This is a genomic window from Vibrio sp. TRT 17S01, assembly GCF_050113695.1.
Taxonomy (GTDB): domain Bacteria; phylum Pseudomonadota; class Gammaproteobacteria; order Enterobacterales; family Vibrionaceae; genus Vibrio.
Genome location: NZ_JBNJOG010000013.1, coordinates 21,426 through 45,237 on the forward strand (window position 1 = coordinate 21,426; position 23,812 = coordinate 45,237).

Annotated in this window: 22 protein-coding genes; 3 read left to right on the top strand and 19 right to left on the bottom strand. The window is 44.1% G+C overall.

All coding sequences use genetic code 11. The features are described from left to right. Positions 1-11 precede the first annotated feature (11 nt). The 3 genes from gloB (at position 12) to ACQEXS_RS17430 (ending at position 3,095) form a co-directional block, all read left to right on the top strand. Positions 12-770 (top strand): hydroxyacylglutathione hydrolase, encoded by a 759-nt coding sequence (gene gloB / locus ACQEXS_RS17420; RefSeq protein WP_367988364.1) that lies wholly within the window; start codon positions 12-14, stop codon positions 768-770. A 70-nt stretch (positions 771-840) separates the two neighbouring features. Next, positions 841-2,409: a LysM peptidoglycan-binding domain-containing protein gene (locus ACQEXS_RS17425; protein ID WP_427014683.1), complete on the top strand. Its 1,569-nt coding sequence runs from the start codon at positions 841-843 to the stop codon at positions 2,407-2,409. Further along, the gene (locus ACQEXS_RS17430; RefSeq protein ID WP_367988361.1) at positions 2,409-3,095 is read left to right on the top strand and encodes a YIP1 family protein; all 687 of its coding nucleotides are present in this window, start codon (positions 2,409-2,411) and stop codon (positions 3,093-3,095) included. The genes ACQEXS_RS17425 and ACQEXS_RS17430 overlap by 1 nt, the downstream gene beginning before the upstream one ends. Here ACQEXS_RS17430 and ACQEXS_RS17435 read toward each other — a convergent pair. From ACQEXS_RS17435 to pyrH, 19 genes are all read right to left on the bottom strand, one after another. Next, positions 3,085-3,927 carry an endonuclease/exonuclease/phosphatase family protein gene (locus ACQEXS_RS17435; RefSeq protein WP_427014684.1) on the bottom strand — a complete coding sequence of 281 codons (843 nt, stop codon included), beginning with the start codon at positions 3,925-3,927 and terminating at the stop codon, positions 3,085-3,087. The genes ACQEXS_RS17430 and ACQEXS_RS17435 overlap by 11 nt on opposite strands. 33 nt (positions 3,928-3,960) lie before the next feature. Beyond that, positions 3,961-4,299, bottom strand: a complete 339-nt coding sequence (gene glnB, locus ACQEXS_RS17440; RefSeq protein ID WP_427014685.1) for a nitrogen regulatory protein P-II — start codon at positions 4,297-4,299, stop codon at positions 3,961-3,963. A 107-nt stretch (positions 4,300-4,406) separates the two neighbouring features. Continuing rightward, positions 4,407-4,718 carry a c-type cytochrome gene (locus ACQEXS_RS17445; protein WP_427014686.1) on the bottom strand — a complete coding sequence of 104 codons (312 nt, stop codon included), beginning with the start codon at positions 4,716-4,718 and terminating at the stop codon, positions 4,407-4,409. A 54-nt stretch (positions 4,719-4,772) separates the two neighbouring features. Further along, the gene (tilS, locus tag ACQEXS_RS17450) at positions 4,773-6,086 is read right to left on the bottom strand and encodes a tRNA lysidine(34) synthetase TilS (protein WP_427014687.1); all 1,314 of its coding nucleotides are present in this window, start codon (positions 6,084-6,086) and stop codon (positions 4,773-4,775) included. Between the two features lie 119 nt (positions 6,087-6,205). Next, complete coding sequence (accA, locus tag ACQEXS_RS17455) at positions 6,206-7,165, bottom strand: acetyl-CoA carboxylase carboxyl transferase subunit alpha (protein ID WP_367988357.1); 960 nt, start codon at positions 7,163-7,165, stop codon at positions 6,206-6,208. 39 nt (positions 7,166-7,204) lie between these two features. Then, positions 7,205-10,684, bottom strand: a complete 3,480-nt coding sequence (gene dnaE, locus ACQEXS_RS17460) for a DNA polymerase III subunit alpha (RefSeq protein ID WP_427014688.1) — start codon at positions 10,682-10,684, stop codon at positions 7,205-7,207. A 70-nt stretch (positions 10,685-10,754) separates the two neighbouring features. Beyond that, positions 10,755-11,372, bottom strand: a complete 618-nt coding sequence (gene rnhB / locus ACQEXS_RS17465; protein ID WP_427014689.1) for a ribonuclease HII — start codon at positions 11,370-11,372, stop codon at positions 10,755-10,757. A gap of 5 nt (positions 11,373-11,377) precedes the next feature. Continuing rightward, positions 11,378-12,520 (bottom strand): lipid-A-disaccharide synthase, encoded by a 1,143-nt coding sequence (lpxB, locus tag ACQEXS_RS17470; RefSeq protein ID WP_427014690.1) that lies wholly within the window; start codon positions 12,518-12,520, stop codon positions 11,378-11,380. A 114-nt stretch (positions 12,521-12,634) separates the two neighbouring features. Beyond that, entirely contained in the window at positions 12,635-13,423 is a 789-nt protein-coding gene (gene lpxA / locus ACQEXS_RS17475) for an acyl-ACP--UDP-N-acetylglucosamine O-acyltransferase (RefSeq protein WP_427014691.1), read from the bottom strand. A 1-nt stretch (position 13,424) separates the two neighbouring features. Then, on the bottom strand, positions 13,425-13,877 hold the full coding sequence (gene fabZ, locus ACQEXS_RS17480; protein ID WP_367988351.1) for a 3-hydroxyacyl-ACP dehydratase FabZ: 453 nt from the start codon (positions 13,875-13,877) through the stop codon (positions 13,425-13,427). Between the two features lie 100 nt (positions 13,878-13,977). Further along, positions 13,978-15,009, bottom strand: coding sequence for a UDP-3-O-(3-hydroxymyristoyl)glucosamine N-acyltransferase (gene lpxD / locus ACQEXS_RS17485; RefSeq protein ID WP_427014692.1), 1,032 nt, complete (start codon positions 15,007-15,009; stop codon positions 13,978-13,980). A 7-nt stretch (positions 15,010-15,016) separates the two neighbouring features. After that, positions 15,017-15,526 (bottom strand): OmpH family outer membrane protein, encoded by a 510-nt coding sequence (locus ACQEXS_RS17490; protein ID WP_427011614.1) that lies wholly within the window; start codon positions 15,524-15,526, stop codon positions 15,017-15,019. Positions 15,527-15,542: 16 nt separating this feature from the next. Continuing rightward, a complete protein-coding gene (bamA, locus tag ACQEXS_RS17495) occupies positions 15,543-17,948 on the bottom strand; it encodes an outer membrane protein assembly factor BamA (RefSeq protein ID WP_367988348.1) in 2,406 nt (801 codons plus the stop codon). Positions 17,949-17,986: 38 nt separating this feature from the next. Beyond that, positions 17,987-19,345: a sigma E protease regulator RseP gene (rseP, locus tag ACQEXS_RS17500; protein WP_427014693.1), complete on the bottom strand. Its 1,359-nt coding sequence runs from the start codon at positions 19,343-19,345 to the stop codon at positions 17,987-17,989. Further along, a complete protein-coding gene (ispC, locus tag ACQEXS_RS17505; protein ID WP_427014694.1) occupies positions 19,342-20,550 on the bottom strand; it encodes a 1-deoxy-D-xylulose-5-phosphate reductoisomerase in 1,209 nt (402 codons plus the stop codon). Before ispC ends, rseP begins: the two co-directional genes overlap by 4 nt. A gap of 55 nt (positions 20,551-20,605) precedes the next feature. Continuing rightward, positions 20,606-21,448, bottom strand: coding sequence for a phosphatidate cytidylyltransferase (locus ACQEXS_RS17510; RefSeq protein WP_427014695.1), 843 nt, complete (start codon positions 21,446-21,448; stop codon positions 20,606-20,608). Positions 21,449-21,460: 12 nt separating this feature from the next. Further along, positions 21,461-22,216, bottom strand: a complete 756-nt coding sequence (locus tag ACQEXS_RS17515; RefSeq protein ID WP_367988344.1) for an isoprenyl transferase — start codon at positions 22,214-22,216, stop codon at positions 21,461-21,463. A 97-nt stretch (positions 22,217-22,313) separates the two neighbouring features. Then, positions 22,314-22,871, bottom strand: coding sequence for a ribosome recycling factor (frr, locus tag ACQEXS_RS17520; protein ID WP_367988343.1), 558 nt, complete (start codon positions 22,869-22,871; stop codon positions 22,314-22,316). Between the two features lie 100 nt (positions 22,872-22,971). Next, positions 22,972-23,703 (bottom strand): UMP kinase, encoded by a 732-nt coding sequence (gene pyrH, locus ACQEXS_RS17525; RefSeq protein WP_367988342.1) that lies wholly within the window; start codon positions 23,701-23,703, stop codon positions 22,972-22,974. Positions 23,704-23,812: the final 109 nt, after the last annotated feature.

The window sequence follows — 23,812 nt, forward strand, 5'->3', positions numbered from 1 at the left end:
GAGACTCAACAATGTTAGATATCAAAAGCATACCCGCATTTAACGACAATTACATCTGGCTGATACAAAATAGCGATCAGCGTTGTGCCGTCGTCGATCCGGGTGATGCCAAGCCCGTATTAGAATATATTCAAACACATAACTTAACACTGGATGCCATTCTCATCACGCATCATCACGCTGACCATACTGGAGGGATCTCAGAACTGGCTCGCCACTTCCCTAATGCAGATATTGTTGGCCCTGCAAATGACCCCGTTCCACCACTGACGCATCCTGTATCAGGGGGGGACCAAATTAAACTTTTTGACGAGGTATTTTTTGTCCTTGGATTAGAAGGGCATACACTCGGTCATATCGGGTATGTCGGTGATGGTAAATTATTCTGTGGTGATGTGCTGTTTTCTGCCGGATGTGGACGAGTTTTTGAAGGCACAATGGAGCAAATGTACACATCTCTAGAAAAAATAGCAGCTCTACCAGAAGAGACCGAAGTGTACTGCGCACATGAATATACCGCAGGCAACCTTTCTTTTGCTTTAGCTGTTGAGCCAGAAAATGACCTCTTGCAACAATATCGCGATGAGGTAAATCGTCTGCGGGCACAAAACAAAGCCACCATTCCGACAACATTGCGCCAAGAAAAATGGGTAAATCCGTTCTTACGCTTAGATCAGCCTAATGTGATCAAATCGGTGGCAAATCGTACAGCACAAACCGATCCACTCGCTATTTTTACCGCATTACGTGAGTGGAAGAACGAATTTTAACGTTTTGGTGCTTGTCACTCGCATAACTAGACCTTTATTATCAGCAGCTACATAACAAAAGGGCTGTAGAATGCGAGTAACATACAGCTGGGTACTGGCGCTTTTTCTGACAGGATGTCAGCTTACCCAGCCACCACAACAAACCAATGCAGAACCAACGAATACTCAAGCAAAACCAAAAGTTGAGCATACGGTTAATTCTGAAGTTAAACCAAGTAAACCCGTTATCAAGCTCAAGCCAGTATTGACGCCTGAATCACAAGAAGACGTTTGGCAACGTATTGCTATGCAATTGGAAATGCCTATTCCAATGCATAAAAAAGTCGACTATTACCGTAATTGGTACCTCAAGCACCCTCGTCATCTTAAGACTGTGTCTGAACGCGCGGAACCTTTCCTGTATCTGATCACTGAGAAAATTGAAGAACGTAATCTTCCACTCGAGCTGGCGCTTTTACCTGTTGTTGAAAGCTCCTTTGATGCGTTTGCTTATTCACATGGCCGTGCGGCAGGTTTATGGCAGTTTATTCCTGCGACAGGCAAGATGTATGGATTAGAGCAAAACTACTGGTATGACGGTCGCCGTGATGTCGCAGCTTCTACCGATGCTGCACTTGATTACTTAATCTCACTCAATAAGCGTTTTGATGGGAATTGGGATCATGCGATTGCTGCCTACAATAGCGGTGGTGGTCGAGTTTCTAGCGCGATACGCAAAAACAAAAAACTCGGCAAACCAGTGGACTTTTTCTCCTTGGACCTACCAAAAGAGACCAGCGGTTACTTGCCTAAGCTTCTCGCTCTTTCGGATATCATTGCCAACCAAGATAAATACGGCATCAAGATCCCAGCGATTGCAAATAAACCAGTCGTAGAACAAGTTGACCCGAAAGAGCAGCTCGATCTCGCTATTGCCGCGCAATATGCCGGTATTTCTGTTAAACAACTTCAGAGCCTAAACCCTGCCTATAACCAATGGGCAACGGCTCCAAATGGGCCACATCGATTACTGTTACCAATTGAAGCAGTTACCCAGTTTACTCAGCAAGTGGATAGCAACCGCGGTAAAGGGATGAAACTGGTTCGCTATAAGGTGAAATCAGGGGATAGCCTTAGTGTCCTAGCGCAAAAATATAACACCACCCCAAAAGTGATTCGTACCGCCAATAACCTATCAGGCAATACCATTCGTGTTGGTCAGGCACTAATGATCCCAACATCGACCAAAGATGATAAAGCCTATTTACTAAGCGCTTCGAATCGCTTGCAGAAAACTCAAGATAAAAGTCGCGGAAAGTACAAACTGATCCACAAAGTCAGCGCTGGAGAAAGTTGGTGGAGTATTGCCAACGACAATAAAGTATCTCATCAAGCACTCGCGAAGTGGAATGGGCTCAGCCCACGCGATACATTACGTATCGGACAAAGTTTAGTGATCTGGAAAGATGGTAGCGATGGTGCCATCATTCGAACCGTTTTTTATAAAGTCCGCTCTGGTGATACCATCAGTGGGATTGCAAATAGATTTAAAGTGAAAAGTAACGATATCGTCAAATGGAACGCATTAAGCAAGAATAAGTACCTGCAGCCGGGTCAAAAGCTTAAATTATATGTCGATGTCACTAAGGTAAGTGTTTAATGAATCCTTCAAGTAACCCACTCATCATGCTGGTGGACATTTTTCGTTCACCAAGTTCATGTTTTCTCGCATTGTATCAAAGAGGGATGTGGGGCTGGCAACCGTATATCTTTTTGATGCTGACCCCTTTCCTATTTTGGGGCGCATACTTTGATATCGTTGACTTTGAATGGCTAAAAGCCGGTCTATCCGCACAACTTGGCCAAACAAATCCAGAGCAACTAGAGCTTTTGGATGCTAATACACTCATGGCGAGCGAAATCATTAGTGATATTGTCAGCCGAACGCTCACAATTATTATGCTGGCATTTTGGTTCAACCTAGCGACCAAACCAAGCCAGCATCAACATGGCTTTTGGCGTTGGTTTGCCGCCAGTGCCGTCATCACTTTCCCAGCTGTACTTGGTGATCTCGCCAGTTATGCCAGCTTACTACTTAAACATGGTCAAGTGATGACCTATGCAGCTGATCTCAATAGCTTAAATGGTTTACTCAAACTACCTCTAACCAATGATTGGTCTCAGTTTGCCAGCTCATTTCCACTGCTTCTTCCTTGGTACATCGTACTCGGCTATGCCGCAATAGGTACATGGACTGAATTTGAACGAGGGCAGGCTCTGGTTATTTCGGCATTACCTTGGTTAGGTTACTACCTAATTTGGGCCATTTACATTGCTATAAGCTAAATTGAACTAATAAAGGATTATGATCAGAGGCGTCAGAAACAGGCGCCTCTGCTGTTTTTAGAGAAAGGCCCTTGTAGAACACATGATCCAGTGGCAATCCAGTCACAAATTCCACTCGGTGATCAGGGGAAAACTTAACTTCTGTCAGTTTCAAACCGCTCAAAGCTTGTTTCAAGACCTGTAAGCGCTGCTCACTCCAGCTATTAAAATCTCCTGCAACAATAATTGGCCCCGTGTGCTCATTTAACGCAGCAACCAAGCTATCTAATTGCCGTTGATACTCTGTCGTGCCATAAGTAAAGTTCACCCCATGAATGTTGACAACAGCCAGTTGTTGACCATCAGAGAGCTGATAAGTTGCATAGAGTGCCGATTTAGGTAATCGAAGCCATGGTTCCAATTCTGTGTATGCACACGCTTTTACAGGCAATTCTGGTGCTAAATTTAGCACCCCAGCACTAACATCAAATGCTTTAAACGCGTCAACCTGATTGCCATTCCACCCTCGTTGAGCAATCCATTGCTTTAACTCAGAAGTCATACTGGCTTCTTGCAGTAAAACCAACTGTTTGTTTGTGGAGTATTGCTCTAGTGCTTGCTGCCAATTGTCCCGATTTTGCTTATAAATGTTCCAAACTAAAAGGTTAATCACGCCACTTTCATCAATAGAGACAGGAGCAGGATTATGGTAACAATTGAGTGAAGGCAACTCTGAGTGGCTTTCTATCGTTGTTAATTGAGGTGTATCTGAAAGGGTAAATATGGTCTGGTAACCCCAAATGATCACAGCGGTAATCATGAAAGGAAGCCCAAGGAGTAGCTTTTTTCTCATATCAATAAAAAAGAGCCTTACGGCTCTTTTCTCTTAAATTGCGTCTTCGTCTTCTTCTCCAGTACGGATACGCACTACGCGTTCCACGTCCGTAATGAAGATCTTTCCATCGCCAATTTTACCGGTTTGAGCGGTCTCAATAATAGTATCGACACATTGATCAGCGTCGTCATCAGTCACCACAATCTCAAGCTTCACTTTTGGTAAAAAGTCCACCATGTACTCAGCACCACGATACAGTTCTGTATGCCCTTTCTGACGACCAAAACCTTTCACTTCTGAAACCGTCATACCAGTAATGCCAACTTCAGCCAGCGCTTCACGAACATCATCAAGCTTAAATGGTTTAATGATCGCTTCAATTTTCTTCATGTTCATCCCTTAAACTTTTGGCGTTGCCGCTATTATCAGCCAGCAAAGGCTAACAATCAACAAAAAGCCCGAGCATATAGGCTCGGGCTCATCATGAATACATTCAACTATTTCAAACTCGAATAGTACGCGGCCAAATTCGCAATATCATCATCGTTTAGCAATGCAGCCTGCGCTTGCATCACCGCGGCAAGGCCACCCGTTCGCTCTTTGTTTTTATAAGCTTTAATCGAGGAAATAATGTATTGCTCATTTTGTCCTTTTAAATGTGGGTAGCCAGGAATGGTCGCCATACCATCTGCACCATGGCATGCAGCACAAACCATTGCTTTCGCTTTACCCGCATCAATATCACCAGCGACCGCTTGCCCTCCAATCATGCCTATGCCGATAATGATTCCCAGTGCGACTTTTTTCATTGCTCTTCCTTAATTTATCGTGTTTTTATTATACGATTCTTACACAAAATCTGATTACTTGCTCCAGAGAAGTTCACAATCGTGACCTGCAAACGCTTGATCTATAAACAAACCTGCAACTGCAACTACCCGACCTTGATGGAGCAAAATTGGAGTTCGGCGTCTCTGCCAGCTAGGCACATCATATTCTTGAAACAGCTTCTTAAGCTTACGGCTATGACCACGACCAACAGGATGAGCACTTAAACCTTGCGGCTCAAATACCACATCAAAACACGTCGCTTTCCCTTCTGGTAGTCGGAGATGGTTCTGAGCACCGCTGTCTTGGAGTGATAAGCAGCCAAGACTATCAGGTAAGTTCAAGGTCTCACCCAGCTTAAACACACTACGCCATTGACTCACGTCTGCCCACTGCGCAAGCATGTGTAGCTCACCATTAAAACGGCGAATTTGTATAGATTGAAGATTAAGTTGCGGATTTGCATCTTGCTTAGCCAATGCAATTTGTTGCCAAATCATCAAACTGTGCTCTCGACTAGGCATCAGCTGATGATGATGCTCAAACCACATTCTGAGTAAGCGTACTCTCGCCAACTCTGAGCTATCCGCTAGCACAGCAATAGACAGGCTACCGTCACTTTGCAGTGCTAATTGAAGTTTTTCAGCTAATAGCTCATTGAGCAGTGCTTCTTGTTCGGCGCACAATTCTGCACTGCGCTGCACTGACTGACGATAAAAAGGCCAGCGCTCAGTTAACACTGGAGTTACTTGATGGCGGATGAAGTTGCGATCAAAACGAGTATCTTGGTTACTTTCATCCTCCACCCAAGCTAAGTTTCTGGATTCAGCATACGCTTCAATTTGAGCGCGTGAGCATTTCAGTAAGGGGCGAAGTACTTTTCCACCAGCAAACGGCATACTTTCAGCCATTGAAGATAAGCCTTTGGGCCCACTACCTCGCTTTAATGCCAGCAAGAACGTTTCCAATTGGTCATCTGCATGTTGCCCTGTTAACAGCAGATCACCTTGGTTCAAGTGCTTTTCGAGAGCTTGGTAACGTGCTTCTCTCGCCAACTTCTCGATACTTTCACCACTAGCGGAAGCTAACTGAACATACTCGACCTTAAAAGCAATACCAGCTTGCGCTGCCCAGCGTGCACAATTTTCCGCCCATTCATCCGCATTTGAGCTCAACCCATGATGAACATAGATTGCCATTATATTTACCGGGTGTTGCTGCTGATATTGATGGGCCAAATCAAGCAAAACACGGGAGTCGATGCCACCACTAAAAGCGATAACGATTTTATGTTCAGGTTGGTAGTGCTGATGTAGTAGCTGAGAGAACTGGTGATATAACTCGGGCATATTCAGTGACAAGTAATCCAAAATCAGAGCTAGTTTAGCGTGAAACCCAATCTTTGTCCTTGTCGGTTAGGTACAAAAAAGACCGAACTCAGTTCGGCCTTTTTATCAATACATACTGCTTAACAGTAACCGTAGCTCATCAAGCGTTGGTAACGACGCTCTAGCAAATCTTCAGCACCAAATTGCTCAAGCTCTTCTAATTGTTTTAGAAGTGTTGCTTTCATGTTTTCAGCCATTTGAATGTGATCACGATGCGCGCCACCAAGTGGCTCTTCAATGATTTCATCAATCAGCTCAAGCTCTTTTAAACGAGGAGCAATCAGACCCATCGCTTCTGCAGCTTGTGGTGCTTTATCTGAATCACGCCAAAGGATAGATGCACACCCTTCAGGAGAGATCACTGAGTAAGTCGAGTACTGAAGCATATTCACGTAATCGCCAACACCAATCGCCAATGCGCCACCAGAGCCGCCTTCACCAACAACGTTACAAATAACAGGCACTTTAAGGCCAGCCATCACTTTAAGGTTTTTTGCGATTGCTTCAGATTGACCACGTTCTTCTGCACCAACACCTGGGTATGCACCAGCCGTGTCAATGAACGTGATGATAGGCATTTTAAAACGCTCTGCCATTTCCATTAGACGAAGGGCCTTACGGTAACCTTCCGGTTTTGGCATGCCAAAGTTACGCTTAACTTTTTCTTTCGTTTCACGACCTTTTTGGTGGCCAATGATCATCACTGGACGCCCTTCTAGGCGAGCAATACCACCAACAATAGCTTTATCATCAGCATAAGCACGATCACCAGCCAATTCATCAAACTCCGTGAAAACGTGCTCAACGTAGTCTAATGTGTATGGACGAAGAGGGTGACGAGCAAGCTGCGCTGTTTCCCAAGCACCAAGATCGTTAAAGATTTTCTTTTTAAGCTCTAAGCTTTTTTTCTCTAGCTGTTCGATTTCTTTATCTAAATCAACGCCCGCTTCACCACCGTGGCGAGAAACATCACGTAACGCTTCGATTTTCGCTTCAAGTTCTGCAATTGGCTTTTCAAATTCTAGAAAGTTTAGGCTCATCTATGGATCCTTTTCACTCGATATTTGTATATCGAATTTTTAGTTAAATTCGAGTTCTACCTGGCTCTTACCAAGCAACTGTTTTAATTCGTCTAATAATGTATCACTTGGCGTCACTCGCCATTCTGTCCCCAAGGCGATCCGCGCTCGCGCATCACAACGTTGGTAGTATACATTCACAGGTACGCTACCTGCTCGGTGAGGCTCCAGTATTTTACTGAAACGCTCGAAAAACTGATCGTCTATCTGAGATTCATCAATCGAAACAGATACACCACGTGCGTATTTTTCACGTGCAGCGCCAAGATCCATGACCTCGCGCGCGGACATTTTAAGACCACCATTGAAATCATCAAAGCTGACCTGTCCAGAAATCACCAAAATTTTGTCTTTTTCGAGAAGTTCAGCATAACGATCAAGCGCATCAGAGAACAGCATGACTTCCATTCGTCCACTGCGATCATCCAACGTCATGATACCAATTCGGGTGCCACGCTTAGTTGTCATCACTCGAGCGGCAATAACTAAGCCTGCCACAGTAACGGATTGATCACGACGCGTTGGCGTGGCGTCTTTTAGTCGACAACTGGTGTACTTACCAAGTTCCTTGAGATAGGCATTAATTGGGTGCCCGGTCAAATAAAGCCCTAATGTATCACGCTCACCTTCCAGCCAAACCTTTTCAGGCCATGGTGGCACCTTAGTGTATTTGTGCTCAACTTCTTCTGGCGCTTCGGTTAATACGCCAAAAAGATCGGACTGACCAAATGCTTCAGCTTGGTGATGTTGGCTTGCTGCTTTGACCGCATCATCCAGCGAAGCCATCAATGCCGCACGATGAGGACCAAGGCGATCAAGCGCCCCTGCGTAAATTAATTTCTCAATGACTCGTTTATTCACTTTTTTCAGATCAATACGAGCACAGAAGTCAAATAAGTCTTTAAAGTGACCATCTTTATTGCGCGCAACCAATATTGCTTCAATCGGGCCTTCACCAACCCCTTTGATTGCGCCGATGCCATAAACAATCGCACCATCTTCATCGACGTTAAAGCGATACAAGCCTGCATTGATGTCTGGCGGTAATACCTTTAATTTCATTCGGAAACATTCGTCGACTAAGCCAACCACTTTTTCCGTGTTATCCATATCAGCGGTCATTACCGCCGCCATAAACTCTGCAGGAAAGTGTGTTTTAAGCCAAAGCGTTTGGTAAGAAACTAAGGCGTAGGCTGCTGAGTGAGATTTGTTAAAACCATAACCGGCGAATTTTTCTACCAAGTCGAAGATTTTCATCGCCAACTCGCCATCAACACCATTCTTCACCGCGCCATCTTCAAATGTCGCACGCTGCTTAGCCATTTCCTCAGGTTTTTTCTTACCCATCGCACGTCGCAACATGTCTGCACCACCAAGGGTATAACCAGACAGTACCTGTGCGATCTGCATGACCTGTTCCTGATAGAGAATAATGCCGTAGGTCGGATCAAGGATTTCCTTCAACGACTCATGTTGCCACTTTTCATCAGGGTATGAGATGGCTTCGCGACCATGTTTACGGTCGATAAAGTTATCTACCATGCCTGACTGCAATGGTCCTGGACGGAACAAGGCCACCAATGCGATGATATCTTCAAAACAGTCAGGCTGAAGGCGTTTGATCAGCTCTTTCATACCACGCGATTCAAGCTGGAATACTGCTGTGGTTTCAGAGTTCTGAAGCAAACGGAATGAAGTGTCGTCAGCCAAGTCGATCGATTCAATTCGAACGGGGTCTTTACCCTCTTTCTCTAAACGAGGGTTGATCAACCCTAACGCCCAATCGATGATGGTTAGAGTTCGTAGGCCCAAGAAGTCAAACTTAACTAAGCCTGCGGTTTCTACGTCGTTTTTGTCGAACTGTGTTACGGGGAAATGGCCTTCAGCATCCGCATAAATCGGGGCAAAATCGGTAATGGTGGTGGGGGAAATCACAACCCCACCCGCGTGCTTACCAGCATTTCGCGTACACCCTTCCAAAATGCGGCACATATCGATAAGGTCTTTGACTTCCTCATCGTTATTATAAAGCTCAGGTAACGCGGGCTCGGCTTTGAATGCCTTTTCCAGTGTCATACCCGGATCCGGCGGTACCAGTTTAGAGATACGATCGACAAAACCAAATGGGTGCCCTAATACGCGGCCCACATCTCGGATAACCGCCTTCGCAGCCATGGTACCAAAGGTGATGATCTGAGATACCGCATCGCGGCCGTACATTTCTGCTACGTGATCAATCACCTGATCACGTTTATCCATACAAAAATCGACGTCGAAATCGGGCATCGAAACACGTTCTGGGTTTAAGAAACGTTCGAAGAGCAAATCATATTCAAGCGGGTCAAGATCCGTGATTTTCAGTGCATATGCTACAAGGGAACCTGCACCAGAGCCTCGACCTGGGCCTACAGGGATATCGTTATCTTTCGACCACTGGATGAACTCCATTACGATCAAAAAGTACCCCGGGAAACCCATGTTGTTGATCACTTCCAATTCAATTTTCAAGCGATCATCATACTCTGGTCGGCGCTTTGCGCGCTCTTCTACATCAGGAAAAAGAAATTCCAAACGCTCTTCCAACCCTTCTTCCGATTTCTTTACTAAGAACTCGGTTTCTTCCATTCCTTCAGTAGGGAACGCAGGTAAGAAGTATTCACCTAAACGTACCGTCACATTACAGCGTTTAGCGATCTCAACACTGTTTTCTAATGCTTCTGGAATATCAGCAAACAGTTCGCACATTTCTTCTTCTGTACGAAGGTATTGTTGCGGACTGTATTTTTTAGGGCGACGAGGGTCTTCAAGTGTGTAACCATCATGAATCGCTACGCGGATTTCATGGGCGTCAAAAAGATCTTCTGAGATGAACACAACGTCGTTTGTTGCAACAACCGGAAGCTCAAACTGCTCCGCAAGCTCTAAAGCAAAATGAAGGTAGCTTTCTTCATCAGCTCGACCAGTACGGGTCAGCTCAAGATAAAAACGATCGGGGAAATGCGCTTGGTAAAAGGCTACGCAACTGTTAACAAGGGCCTGATTGCCTTTGAGTAAAGCTTTGCCTATTTCTCCATCTTTACCACCAGATAGTAAGATCAGGCCTTCTGCATGATTGATAAGCCACTCTTTATCAATTACAGGCTGGTGCTGTACATGACCACGAAGATAAGCCTCAGAAATCAGTAACGTTAGATTCTTATAACCGGTATTGTCTGCTGCCAGAACTGTAATCTTACTCAGCTCTTCACCAAATTCTGGTGACTGCATGGCAAAGTCGGCGCCGATGATTGGCTTGATACCACAACCATGAGCCGTACCATAAAACTTAACGAGACCACACAAGTTTGTGAAATCAGTCAATGCTACCGCAGGCATCCCCATTTCAGCCACTTTCTTGACCAATGGAGGCACCTTAGACAGGCCGTCGACCATGGAAAAGTCACTATGAACTCGAAGGTGGATAAACTTAGGATCTGACATGAATAAAGTTCCGGAATATAACGCGTTGCGGAAAGTTAGGGGCTATTTTACGTGAATAGCCCGCAAATTGTTACTCTATACCAAGAGCTTTTTTTACTGGCTTAAAGCTTTTGCGATGTTCGGCGATCACACCATATTGCTCTATCGCTTCAAAATGTGCTTTGGTTGGATAACCTTTATGTTTAGCAAAACCAAATTGTGGATGAACCTTATCCAGCGCTTCCATTTCTTGATCACGCACCACTTTGGCAATAATGGAGGCTGCACTTATCTCTGCCACACGCAAATCACCTTTCACTACAGCCTGAGCATCCATTGCTAATTCAGGACAACGGTTACCATCAATTAAGGCTAAATCCGGCTGAACCGATAGTCCCGCAATCGCTCTTTGCATTGCTACCATAGTGGCTTGGAGAATATTCAACTCATCAATTTCAGTTGGAGAACAGCGCCCTACCGACCAAGCTAATGCTTTTTCTTTGATCTCAGGAAGAAGTGCTAAACGCTTTTTCTCCGACAATTTTTTAGAATCATTAAGCCCTTCTATTGGATTATTCGGGTCAAGAATAACGGCTGCAGTCACAACATCCCCGACCAAAGGCCCACGCCCGACTTCATCGACACCAGCGACCAAGTGGTAACCATGAGGATACTCAAAAGGTGGTAATTCTTTTTTATCTTTTGTCATAGTCATTATTTGCCTATCAGGGTTAACACGGCGCGTGCGGCTTGTTGATCGGCATCCTTTCGTATCCAGTGATGCATCTCGGTAAATTTTTCTATCATTGCACTGCCAGCGTCAGTATCGAGCAGGCGACTAATTTCTTCTGATAAATTCTCTGCTGTGCATTCTTCCAAGAGGAATTCTTTCACCAGTTCCTTATCCGCAAGAATGTTGGGTAGAGAGACGTATTGAGTCTTAACCAAGCGTTTGGCAATGAATGCGGTAAGCGCGTTTACACGGTAGCCAACCACCATTGGACGTTTAATCAACATACATTCCAAAGCTACGGTTCCCGAAGCAAGCATAACGGCATCCGACGCGGTGATCACATTACGAGCAGTATCATCAACAAGTTTGAAGTCCAGCTCTGGTGCAAATTCCTGCCATGCAGCTTCAAATTGCTCACGGCGCTTCTGATTCACCAACGCCACAACAAACCCAAGCTCAGGGTATCGTTCGTGTAGTCGTTGACACGCTTCAATAAATGGCTGTGATAACATTTTTAATTCATTGCCGCGGCTACCTGGTAAAACGGCAAGCCATTTTTTATCTTGAGCAAGGCCAAGTAACTCCCGAGCAGGAGCTTTCTCAGAAACCAACGGAATCGCATCAGCCAGCGTGTGACCAATAAATTCACATGGAACATTAAACTTATCGTAAAACGCTTTTTCAAACGGTAAAAACGCCAACACCAAGTTTGTTGCCGCTTCAATTTTATAGATTCGCTTCTGGCGCCACGCCCAAACGGAAGGGCTGACGTAGTGAACCGTCTTAATGCCAGCGTTCTTTAGATCCAGCTCTAAGCGTAAATTGAAGTCTGGTGCATCGATACCAATAAAAACATCTGGTGGATTTTCCGTAAAAAACTTAACCAATTCAGCTTTCACTTTGAGCAAACGGGGTAACCGACCAAGCACTTCAACCAAGCCCATCACCGCCAGCTCTTCCATATCAAACAAAGACTCGCACCCTTGAGCCATCATCTTTGGACCGCCAATACCAACAAACTCTGCATCGGGATATTGTGATTTTATTGCTTTGATGAAGCCTTCACCAAGTGTATCGCCAGACAGCTCTCCTGCGACAATACCAATACGTAGTGGTTTTTCCATAAGAGGTTCACTTCTGTCCTATGTTTTATGGATAAAGGTTCTCTCTATCCATAAAACACAAAAAGATCGCCACTGATAAAATGGCGATCTTTATCTATTCCATGCATTTTCGCCTTAACGAATAATGCCACGCTCACTGTTTTCAACGATATCAATAATGCGTTGCACTGACGACCACTCTTGGGCCATTTCTTTCAGAATAGGCATCACTTCTTCTAACGTTTTACCAGAGCGATAAAGTTCTTTGTATGCTTTTTGCAGAGCACGTAATTCTGGTTTTTCAAAACCATTACGCTTTAGCCCTACCAAGTTTAAGCCAAACGGAGATGCATGATTTCCTTGAGCTAATACGTAAGCGGGAACATCTTGTACCACTGCAGAGCAGCCCCCGATGTAAGCATACGCACCAACAGTACAGAAAGGATGAATTGCAGACAATGCCATAACACCCGCATGATCATCCACGGTTACATGACCACCTAATATTGAGTTGTTACCAATGTGAGTATGGTTACCAACTACAACGTCATGGGCAATATGAGCATTCACACACAATAGGTTGTCATCACCAATCACCGTCGACGCTTTGTCTTGCACCGTACCACGGTGAATTTGAACAGCTTCACGGATCACATTGCGATCACCTATCACCACGGTCGTATCCTCACCACCATACTTTTTGTCTTGGTTCTCTTCACCAATCACTGCATGTGGGAAAATGCGGTTGTCTTTGCCTATTTTGGTGTGGCCTTTAATCACCACATGTGACATCACTTCAGTACCTTCACCAATTTCAACGTTAGAAGTGATGTAAGTAAATGGTCCAACGGTCACGTTAGCACCAATTTTTGCACCTTCTTCAACGACCGCTGCTGGGTGAATTTGAGCTGTTTCATGAATCATATTAAAACTCTCGACGAGCACATTTTAGTTCAGCAGAACAAACTACTTCACCATCTACTTTCGCCACGCCATTGAATGCAGCAATACCACGGCGCTCTTTTAGAAACTCAACTTCAATGACCAATTGGTCACCTGGAGTTACTGGCTTACGAAACTTCGCATTATCAACACTTGCAAAGTAGTAAAGCTCATTACCTTGAGGAGCACCAAAAGATTTAAACGCCAGTAGACCTGTCGCTTGAGCCATAGCTTCAAGAATAAGTACGCCAGGGAATACCGGAAGCTGAGGGAAATGACCTGTGAACTGAGGCTCATTTACAGAGACGTTTTTAATCGCAGTTAGGTATTTCTCTTCTTGAAAATCGGTAACGCGATCAATTAGCAAAAAAGGGTAGCGATGAGGAAGAAGTTCCTGAATTTCAGTGATATTCATCGTTTTCTTTTCAGTAGTCAAAGTCATATTCCTATTTAATACTTAATATTCTTTACTAGTTGGCAGGCATTATAGACGAAAAAGACTCGCCTTTCGCGAGCCTTTTTCAACAGAAACGGAATCAAGATTCACCTTTCTGCTCTAACTGCTTCTCAACAGCTTTCAGGCGTTTGTTCATCTCATCAATACGATGAACACGAGCAGCTGTTTTACGCCACTCTTTATTGGGCTGCAAAGGAATACCTGAAGAGTACATTCCTTTTTCTGAAATGCTACGCATCACCATTCCCATTCCGGTAATGGTTACTCCATCTGCAATTTCAATATGGCCGTTAATTACAGTAGCACCACCAATAATGCAATACTTACCAATCGTAGTACTGCCAGCGATTACTGTACCACCAGCTATCGCTGTACCATATCCGATGTGCACATTATGGGCGATCTGCAATTGGTTATCGAGGATAACATTGTCTTCAATCACCGTGTCATCTAACGCACCACGGTCAATGGTTGTGCTAGAGCCAATCTCAACTCGATTGCCAATTTTCACCGAGCCAAGCTGAGGAATTTTAATCCATTCGCCCTTCTCATTCGCATAACCAAAACCATCAGCACCAATCACCGTATTTGCCTGAACCAGACAGTCAGTGCCGATTTCAACATTATGATAAACACTAACGTTAGACCACAACTTACTATTGCGACCAATCTTTGCGTTTTTGCCAACAAAACACCCAGCACCGATCACTGCATCGTCATCTAACGTAACACCCGATTCAATCACAGCATTTGCACCGATTGAGACGCGTTTCCCGATACTCACATCCTCTGCTATCACAGCAGAAGGGGCGATGCCAGATGCAGGTGCCGGCGTCGAATCTAACGCTTGAGTTACTTTAGCAAAAGCAACGTATGGATCATCAACAACTAATACATTACCTGCACATAACGCTTTGTGTACGTCTTTCACCATGACAACCGTTGCCTGACAATCAGCAAGGTGTTTAGCGTATTTCGGGTTAGACAAGAAGGTTACGTGACCTTCTTGAGCTTTATCCATCGGTGCAACCATAGTGACGCTAGCGTTCGCGTCACCATGTAATGCTCCCCCAGTAATTTGTGCCAATTCGGCTAAAGTCAGTACTGCCATAAACGAATTATTTTACTTGTTTAATTACTTTCTCTGAGATGTTGTATTCTGGTTTTGCAAACGCTACAGCCTGAATATCAACAACAACATCATAACCTTCTTTTTTCGCGACTTTAGAGACTGCGTCTTGAATCACTTTAAATAACTTTTGTTTCTCTTCAGCTTCACGACGCGCAGAAGCTTGTTGGAAAGCTTGAGCTTTTACTTTGTATTTGCTGTCTAAAGAGGCAATTTCAATACGTAGCTTTTCAACCTGATCTGAAGATAGTAGCTCGCCATCACGTTTTAGTTTCTCAAGCTTAGTTTTTGCTTGCGCTTGAATTGACTTCAACTCAGCTTCTTTGTCTTTAAACTCATTTCGCATTTTTTGAAGAACAACTTCACGTTGAGGAAGCGCCTGAAAAACCTGAGCTGTATTCACATAACCGATTTTTTGAGCAGCTTCAGCAGCATTGGCGAAGAAAGAAGACGTTAGAACTACAAGGCTTACACCAGCCGCTTTGATCATTTTATTCAAAATATTTTCCTCAGTTTTAGAAGGTTCTGCCGATGGTGAAAGTGAAGAACTCTTCATCATCACCTTCATACATTTTAATAGGTTTAGCAATCGAGAAGACCAATGGCCCCATTGGTGACATCCATTGCAGAGCCGCACCATAAGAAGCACGGTAATTCGTTGGATCTGAGTAATCGTAATAGTACTTATCGTCCACACCATCACGATAAACAAACTCTGTATCCCAAACACTTGCTGCGTCAACAAAAAGGCTGGTACGAATCTGGTTGCGTACTTCATCCGAAGCAAATGGCGTAGGTACAATCAGCTCCAAACTTGCCAAAGCGATCGCGTTCCCCCCCACAGAGTCATCTGTCGCAGACACGCAGCCATTGTTACCACATGAGCCACTGTTGTCAGTGTAAACGGCACGTGGACCCGCACTGTTTGATCCAAAACCACGAAGCGTGGTAAAGCCACCTGCGTAGTAGTTTTCATAGAATGGGAATAAGTTGTCGCTACCGTCTGTCTGACCGTAACCATTACCATAACCCAAACGACCACGCATCAATACCGTGAACTCATGTTTGCGTGTTAATGGGACATACTGACGCACGTCGTATTGCACTTTAAAGTACTGGGCATCAGAGCTTGGTACTGTCATCTTCGCAAAAGCACGCTGATAGTTACCGTCGGTAGGGAAGTAACCTCGGTTCAAGTTGCTACGCGTCCAAGAGACGTTAACATCAAAGTCACTGGTAACAATTTCGTTTTGATCACCTTGACCAATACTTTGGGCAAACTGTTGCGCTTGATCGTAAGTCGGTACATTACCGATCTTGTTGTGTGTGTATCCCACACCAAATTCAAAACGGTTTAATTCATCGAATGGGAAGCCCCACGTTAAACTACCGCCGTAACTTTCGTTGGTATAGTCGATGATACCGGCTTCAGAGGCTTCAAACTCGTTATAGAAAACTTTCCCGCCTAAACTGACACCATCAAGGTTCCAATACGGGTCACGATAATCCAAACTGACGTTTTTCTGATAATCATTCATCATCGCATTGATACCAACGCGATTACCTGAGCCCATAAAGTTATCTTGTTGTAAACCGACCTGGAAACTCACACCTGACTCAGTACCATAACCGACACCGAAATTAATGCTGCCTGAGTTTGCTTCTTTAACGCTATAAACCAGATCTACCTGATCTTCACTACCTGGAACTCGAACCGTTTGAACATCAACCGTTTCAAAGAAACCTAAGCGATTTAATCGAGTTTTACCCGTATCTATCGCTTTAGAGTTCAACCAACTGCCTTCCATTTGGCGCATTTCGCGGCGCAGTACTTCATCTTTAGTTGAATTGTTACCAACGAAACGAATATCGCGTACATACATTCGTTTACCCGCGTCGATATTCACCACTAAAGAGACTTCTTGAGTTTCTTCATTAAATTCTGGAATGGTGTTGACTTGAGGGTACGCATAACCCGCTTCACCTAGTAAGCGTTTCGCACTCTCTTCCAATGATGTCACCGCAGAGCCATTGTAGGTATCACCAGGAAGAAACGGTACTAAGTTCTCAAACTCTTTGCGCTTACCGATCATATCACCACGGAACTTAACGTTCTTCACGGTATAAGGGTTACCTTCATTCAAACCAAGCGTGATGTAGACCCCTTTCTTGTCTGGGGAAATCGCAACTTGGGTCGATTCGACTTTGAATTTAAGATAGCCACGATCTTGGTAATAGGATTTTAATGCTTCGATATCGGCAGCGAGTACTTGCTTTTGGTATTTATCATCAGCAAGGAAATTCCACCAAGCGATATCAACATTTAGGTTGAAGCGGCTTAATAGCTCTTCATCCGTAAATATTTCATTACCGATAAAGTTAATTTGTTGGATTTTCGCAGAGACACCTTCAGTAAAAACAAACTTAAGGTCAGAGCGATTTCGAGGAAGAGGTGTGATAACAGCTTTTACCGAAGCATTGTATTTACCAACGCTGTAGTAAAAGTCTTCCAATCCTTTCTCAATATTGGACAACGTTGTACGGTCAAGGGCTTCACCAACTCGAATACCTGATGCATCAAGGTTTTGCTGTAGCTGCTCTTCTTTAATCGCTTTATTGCCAGAGAAAGAAATACTAGCGATGGTAGGACGTTCTTTAACCTGCACTAATAATGCATTGCCATCACGTAGAACCTTAACGTCCTCAAAGTTTCCTGAGGCGTAAAGCGCTTTAATGATGTCCGCAACGTCTTGACCATCGACTGTATCGCCAATACGCACAGGCATTTTTAGCAACGCCGCACCAAGTGCGACACGCTGTAATCCATCGATTTTAATATCCTGAACAACAAAGTTCTCGGCACCGTTCGCTGAGACACTCGTCGCTAGCAATGTCGCAAACAGAATTTTTTTCATCGCCATATTTGTTTTAGTTATTCCTTACTACAACCTTTGCTCTGTTACAAACGAGCAAAATCATTAAATATTGCCACAGCCATCAATGAGAAAATGATCGCACCACCAACGCGATACCCCATTTCCTGAATTTTTTCTGGAACAGGGCGTCTGATCACTGCCTCAATAGCAAAAAACAGTAAATGGCCACCATCAAGCATTGGCAAAGGTACGAGGTTAATAATGCCTAAATTGACACTAATTAATGCTAAAAAGCCTAAAAAGTAAACGAGGCCATATTCAGCTGTCGTACCTGCGCCTTTCGCAATGGAAATGGGACCACTTAAATTATTTAACCCAACATCACCGACAATCAGCTTCTTAAGCATGCTGACGGTTAACTCGATAATTTGACCAGTTTTATCTACTGCCTTACCGATAGATTCAAATACACCAAATTGCAGCTCAAATCGATAATTTTCCGGCCATTCTGCGACTTCAGGAGCGATACCAGCAAAACCGATCACTTTCCCTTGCGCAACATCTCGACTTGCCGGCGTCATTGATAGTTCCAGAGTCTGAGCGTTACGCTCTACTATTATCGAGACTTGAGTGTCTGGGTTCTGTTGAATGACATCAACAACTTGTTGCCAATGGCTGATTGATTCGCCATTAACCTCAATAATCTTATCGCCGGCCAACAGCCCAGCTTTTTCACCTGCACCACCGGCTGAAATATTCGCAAGTGTCGTTTTAATTTCCGGAGTATAAGGCCTAAAGCCCAACGCTCCCATAGCAGACTCTTTTTCTGGGTCAAAGTTCCATGTTGTCAGATTTAATGCGAGGGTTTGCTCAACACCGATACCTTCTTCAGGCTTAACCGTCAAAGTAAGCTCTGGGTCACCGATATGAGAAATCAGCCCCATATTGACAGATTCCCAATCTGCGGTTTTGACGCCAGAAACAGCGGTTAGTTCCATCCCCTGCTCTAGACCAGCTTGCGCTGCAATGGAGTGCGGAGTCACCTGACCAACGACAGGTTTAATGGCAGGAACACCAATAAGAAAGACTAACCAATAAGCAAAAATCGCAAATAGGAAGTTAAAAGCAGGCCCAGCAGCAACAATAGAAGCTCGTTTCCATAATGGTTTGGTATCAAATGCGAAACGACGCATGTCGTCTGGCACATCATCAACACGCCCATCCAGCATCTTGACATAGCCACCTAACGGGATAATAGACACGCTATATTCTGTGCCATCTTTCCCAACTTTGCTCCAGATCGATTTACCAAAACCAATAGAGAATTTTTCTACTTTAACGCCACAACGGCGTGCAACCCAGAAATGACCGAACTCGTGCACCGCAACCAATATACCTAGTGCGATAATAAACGCGACGAAGTTCCACAATACTCCACTCATAACGAACACTCATTCACAGTTTCAGTTGCTAGCTTGCGAGCTATTCTATCGAGCTCCAATATGCTTTCCAAGTCATCACATTGCAATGATGTATTTAATCCACAAAGTCGGGACGTTACCACATCATTCACTCTCGCAATGTCAGTAAAACGTAGTCTTCGCTCTAAAAATGCCGCTACTGCCACTTCATTCGCCGCATTTAATGCCGTAGTTGCATGCTGGCCTTCGTAACAAGCATCTATGGCTAACTTAAGGCACGGATAACGATTGTAATCCGGCTCAAGAAAAGTCAGTTCACCAACTTTAGTAAAATCTAGCGGAGCAACTCCAGCGGAAACCCGTTCTGGATAGGAAAGGGTCAGTGCAATAGGTGTCGCCATATCAGGCTCCCCCATCTGTGCGAGTACTGAGCCATCTTTGTATTGCACCATAGAGTGAATAACAGATTGAGGATGAATCAATACCTTCAGCTGATCTCGTGACGTATTGAATAACCACTTGGCTTCAATATACTCCAAACCTTTATTCATCATGGTAGCGGAATCGACAGAGATCTTAGGGCCCATAGACCAGTTAGGGTGAGCGATAGCTTGCTCAGGTGTAACACAGCTTAAAGAATGAATATCGCTATAACGGAAAGGGCCGCCAGAACCTGTTAACAGAATATGGGAAAGACCTTGCTTGGCTAAGTCACAACGACCTAAATTTGTTTGGATCGAATTTGGCAAACATTGGAAAATTGCATTGTGCTCACTATCAACAGGTAATAGTTCAGCACCATATTGGGCAACAGCATCAATAAAGAGCTGCCCAGTCATGACAAGAGCTTCTTTATTTGCCAATAACACTCGCTTACCAGCTTTGACTGCTGCCATCGTTGGTAACAAACCAGCTGCTCCAACAATGGCAGCCATTACAGTATCAACATCATCCATCGAGGCAACATCACACATTGCCTCAACACCAGACATTACCTGTGTGGATAGGTTAAGTTGAACGAGTTGTTGCTTCAGTGCTTTTGCAGCATCTTCATCCGCCATGACGGCATATTTTGGTTTCCATTGCTCACAAAGCTGACGCATTTTTTCAACGTTCTTCCCTGCCACTAATGCAACGACAGAGAACTGCTCCGGATTCTGCGCCACGACTTTTAACGTGCTCGCACCAATTGAGCCAGTTGCACCTAGAATTGTTAACTTACGCATAACACGAAACCAATAGTAATTAAGAAGGCAAGCCTAATGCTTGCCTTCTTATGTATTAGAAGAAGAAATAAAGAAGAGCAAATACAGGGAAAGCCGCAGTCAAACTATCGATACGATCAAGAACACCACCATGGCCCGGTATGATATTGCTGCTGTCTTTGATACCAGCCACACGTTTAAACATGCTTTCGACTAAATCACCTAATACCGAAATAACAACCGTCACCAAGGTAATCATGATCATCACCGCAGGGCTACTAAACTCGATACCAAACCATTTTGCGGAAAACCAAGCCACAATAATGGCGGTAATGATTCCCCCAATTAATCCTTCGATAGTTTTATTTGGACTAACATGAGGGGCCATTTTTCGCTTACCTAATGTCTTCCCTGCGAAATAAGCCCCACTATCAGCAGCCCACACTATAAAGCACACAAAGAGAACAAGTTTGGCACCATGATATGGATCGGCGTTTGCTGGCTCTGCTCTTAGCAGCACAACGCTCCAAAAGAAAGGTAAGAGAGTAAGAATACCAAACAAGTGACGCAATAAATTAGAATCCTGCCACATGGCACTGGATCTTGGGTAGGTGACGGCTAACGCGCTGGCGGCTAACCACCAAACAAAACCAATCGCTAACATACTTAAATGTAGATGAGACGGATTATGTAAGCTTGCACTGTCAAAAGGGATAACAAAAAGGCTCCCCACACTGATCAAAACGGCGGGCACAAGTGCAGCAATACGAGATTTGTGTTCAACAAATTGAGTCCACTCCCAAAAACCCAATAAGGTTATGCCTGCGACAGCAAACATAAACCAATAGAGTGGCAACTCAAAAATCCCAAAGATAACGATTGGCGCAAGAATTAGTGCTGTTATTATTCTTTGTTTCAAGCAATTAGTCCTTTATTGATTTTCTATCAATGCCTTGATTTGTTCACCGGTACAACCAAATCGTCTTTCACGATTAACAAACCAAGTCACTGCTTCAATTAAGCTATCTTCATCAAACTCTGGCCAATAGATAGGCGTAAAGTACATTTCGGCATAAGCCATTTGCCAAAGCATGAAGTTACTGATTCGACATTCACCACTGGTTCGAATCATCAAATCAACTTCAGGTAAATCAGACATCGTTAGTTGCTGCGTAATCAACTCTTCAGAAATTTCATCAACTCGAATTTCACCTAGCTTGACCTTAGCCGCAATTTTTTGTGTTGCTTGAGTGATATCCCACTTACCGCCATAATTTGCGGCGATGTTGATCACCATACCTGTGTTGTTTTCTGTTAATGCTTCTGCCTGAGCAATTTTGCTACGCAAACGTTCATTGAACCGATTAGTGTCACCTATTACTCGAAGGCGTAGGTTATTCTTATGCAGTTTTTTTACTTCGGTAGAAAGTACACTGATGAACAACTCCATCAGAACTCCCACTTCGTCTTCAGGTCGACGCCAGTTTTCACTACTAAAAGCGAATAACGTCACCGCTTTGATCCCTAGCTTTGCTGCCGTAGAAATCGTTTTTCGAACCGCCGCAACTCCATTTTTATGACCAAACACACGAGGTTTACCCTGAGCTTTCGCCCAACGGCCATTTCCGTCCATGATAATTGCAATATGTTGAGGTAAAGAATCAGGAGAGAGTTGTGAGTTTTGCATAAAGAGAATAGTGAATATCAGCAGGTGACAAAGATTAGCATAAAAAAACGCTGTGCTGCGAGCACAGCGTTTTTTATATGAAGAGTATGAGCAGGAATTATACTTCCATTAGCTCTTTTTCTTTTGCAGCAAGGACTTCATCTACATTTTTTACAGCTGCATCAGTAATTTTTTGGATTTCGTCTTGTGCTTTACGATCTTCATCTTCAGAGATTTCTTTATCTTTCAAAAGCGCTTTTAGATCATTATTTGCGTCACGACGAATATTACGGATAGCCACACGGCCACCTTCTGCTTCACCACGAACGATTTTAACTAAGTCTTTACGACGTTCTTCTGTCAGTGGTGGAAGTGGTACTCGAATCACAGTACCAGCAGACATTGGGTTCAGACCTAGGTCTGACATCATGATCGCTTTTTCAACTTTTGGAGCAAGCTCTTTATCAAACACAGTGATCGCTAATGTACGAGCGTCTTCAGCCACAACGTTTGCAACCTGGTTTAACGGGGTTGGAGCACCGTAATACTCTACGCTGAGACCGGAAAGAAGGCTTGGGTGCGCACGTCCAGTGCGAACTTTAGAAAGGGTATTTTTCAGCGCTTCAACGCTTTTGTCCATACGCTCCTGAGCGTCTTGTTTGATTTCGTTAATCACAATATCACCTTAATGTGTAATTCTTTCTAAATGAAAGCCTAATAGGGTGTTTTGAAAAGGCAACACCATGACAATAAAAATATTGTCATGGTGTTATCTATTATTCAGCGTTGCTGATTAGCGTGCCTTCAGCTTCACCCATAACCACGCGACGTAGTGCACCTGGTTTGTTCATGTTGAATACACGGATTGGCATTTTATGGTCACGAGCCAGTGTAAATGCTGCCAAATCCATCACTTTCAGTTCTTTATCAAGAACTTCGTTGTAAGCAAGCTTATCATACAGCTCTGCGTCAGGGTTTGCCACCGGATCAGCAGTAAATACACCATCTACTTTTGTTGCTTTTAGAACTACGTCCGCTTCAATCTCGATACCACGTAGGCAAGCAGCAGAGTCCGTTGTGAAAAATGGGTTACCCGTACCTGCTGAGAAAATCACTACACGACCTTGACGAAGTTCACGGATCGCATCTGCCCAGTTGTAATCGTCACACACACCTTTTAGAGGAATTGCAGACATTACGCGAGCATTTACGTATGCACGGTGCAGTGCATCACGCATTGCCAAACCGTTCATCACTGTCGCAAGCATACCCATGTGATCACCCACTACGCGGTTCATGCCAGCTTCAGCTAGACCTGCACCACGGAAAAGGTTACCACCACCAATTACAACACCTACCTGAACACCCAGTTCAACCAGTTCTTTAACTTCTTGAGCCATACGATCCAAAATTGCAGGATCGATACCAAAACCTTCTTCACCTTGAAGTGCTTCACCACTCAGTTTTAATAGAATTCGTTGATACGCTGGTTTAGGGTTCGTAGTCATGGAGTTTACCTTCCAGAAAGAGTTTGTTGATTAACAGTCATGAATAAAGGCTCAAATTGTAATGCATAAGGCTGCATTCATTTTGAGAAAAAAGTAAATAACCCTTTAT

Excerpts from the sequence above, each read along its gene's own strand:
- ACQEXS_RS17515 (WP_367988344.1), bottom strand. The coding sequence starts at position 22,216 with ATGCAAAACTCACAACTCTCTCCTGATTCTTTACCTCAACATATTGCA.
- accA (WP_367988357.1), bottom strand. The coding sequence starts at position 7,165 with ATGAGCCTAAACTTTCTAGAATTTGAAAAGCCAATTGCAGAACTTGAA.
- lpxB (WP_427014690.1), bottom strand. The coding sequence starts at position 12,520 with ATGGAAAAACCACTACGTATTGGTATTGTCGCAGGAGAGCTGTCTGGC.
- tilS (WP_427014687.1), bottom strand. The coding sequence starts at position 6,086 with ATGCCCGAGTTATATCACCAGTTCTCTCAGCTACTACATCAGCACTAC.
- lpxA (WP_427014691.1), bottom strand. The coding sequence starts at position 13,423 with ATGATTCATGAAACAGCTCAAATTCACCCAGCAGCGGTCGTTGAAGAA.
- dnaE (WP_427014688.1), bottom strand. The coding sequence starts at position 10,684 with ATGTCAGATCCTAAGTTTATCCACCTTCGAGTTCATAGTGACTTTTCC.
- ACQEXS_RS17445 (WP_427014686.1), bottom strand. The coding sequence starts at position 4,718 with ATGAAAAAAGTCGCACTGGGAATCATTATCGGCATAGGCATGATTGGA.
- lpxD (WP_427014692.1), bottom strand. The coding sequence starts at position 15,009 with ATGGCAGTACTGACTTTAGCCGAATTGGCACAAATTACTGGGGGAGCA.
- ispC (WP_427014694.1), bottom strand. The coding sequence starts at position 20,550 with ATGCGTAAGTTAACAATTCTAGGTGCAACTGGCTCAATTGGTGCGAGC.
- ACQEXS_RS17435 (WP_427014684.1), bottom strand. The coding sequence starts at position 3,927 with ATGAGAAAAAAGCTACTCCTTGGGCTTCCTTTCATGATTACCGCTGTG.
- bamA (WP_367988348.1), bottom strand. The coding sequence starts at position 17,948 with ATGGCGATGAAAAAAATTCTGTTTGCGACATTGCTAGCGACGAGTGTC.
- rseP (WP_427014693.1), bottom strand. The coding sequence starts at position 19,345 with ATGAGTGGAGTATTGTGGAACTTCGTCGCGTTTATTATCGCACTAGGT.
- ACQEXS_RS17430 (WP_367988361.1), top strand. The coding sequence starts at position 2,409 with ATGAATCCTTCAAGTAACCCACTCATCATGCTGGTGGACATTTTTCGT.
- glnB (WP_427014685.1), bottom strand. The coding sequence starts at position 4,299 with ATGAAGAAAATTGAAGCGATCATTAAACCATTTAAGCTTGATGATGTT.
- gloB (WP_367988364.1), top strand. The coding sequence starts at position 12 with ATGTTAGATATCAAAAGCATACCCGCATTTAACGACAATTACATCTGG.
- ACQEXS_RS17425 (WP_427014683.1), top strand. The coding sequence starts at position 841 with ATGCGAGTAACATACAGCTGGGTACTGGCGCTTTTTCTGACAGGATGT.
- pyrH (WP_367988342.1), bottom strand. The coding sequence starts at position 23,703 with ATGACTACGAACCCTAAACCAGCGTATCAACGAATTCTATTAAAACTG.
- rnhB (WP_427014689.1), bottom strand. The coding sequence starts at position 11,372 with ATGACAAAAGATAAAAAAGAATTACCACCTTTTGAGTATCCTCATGGT.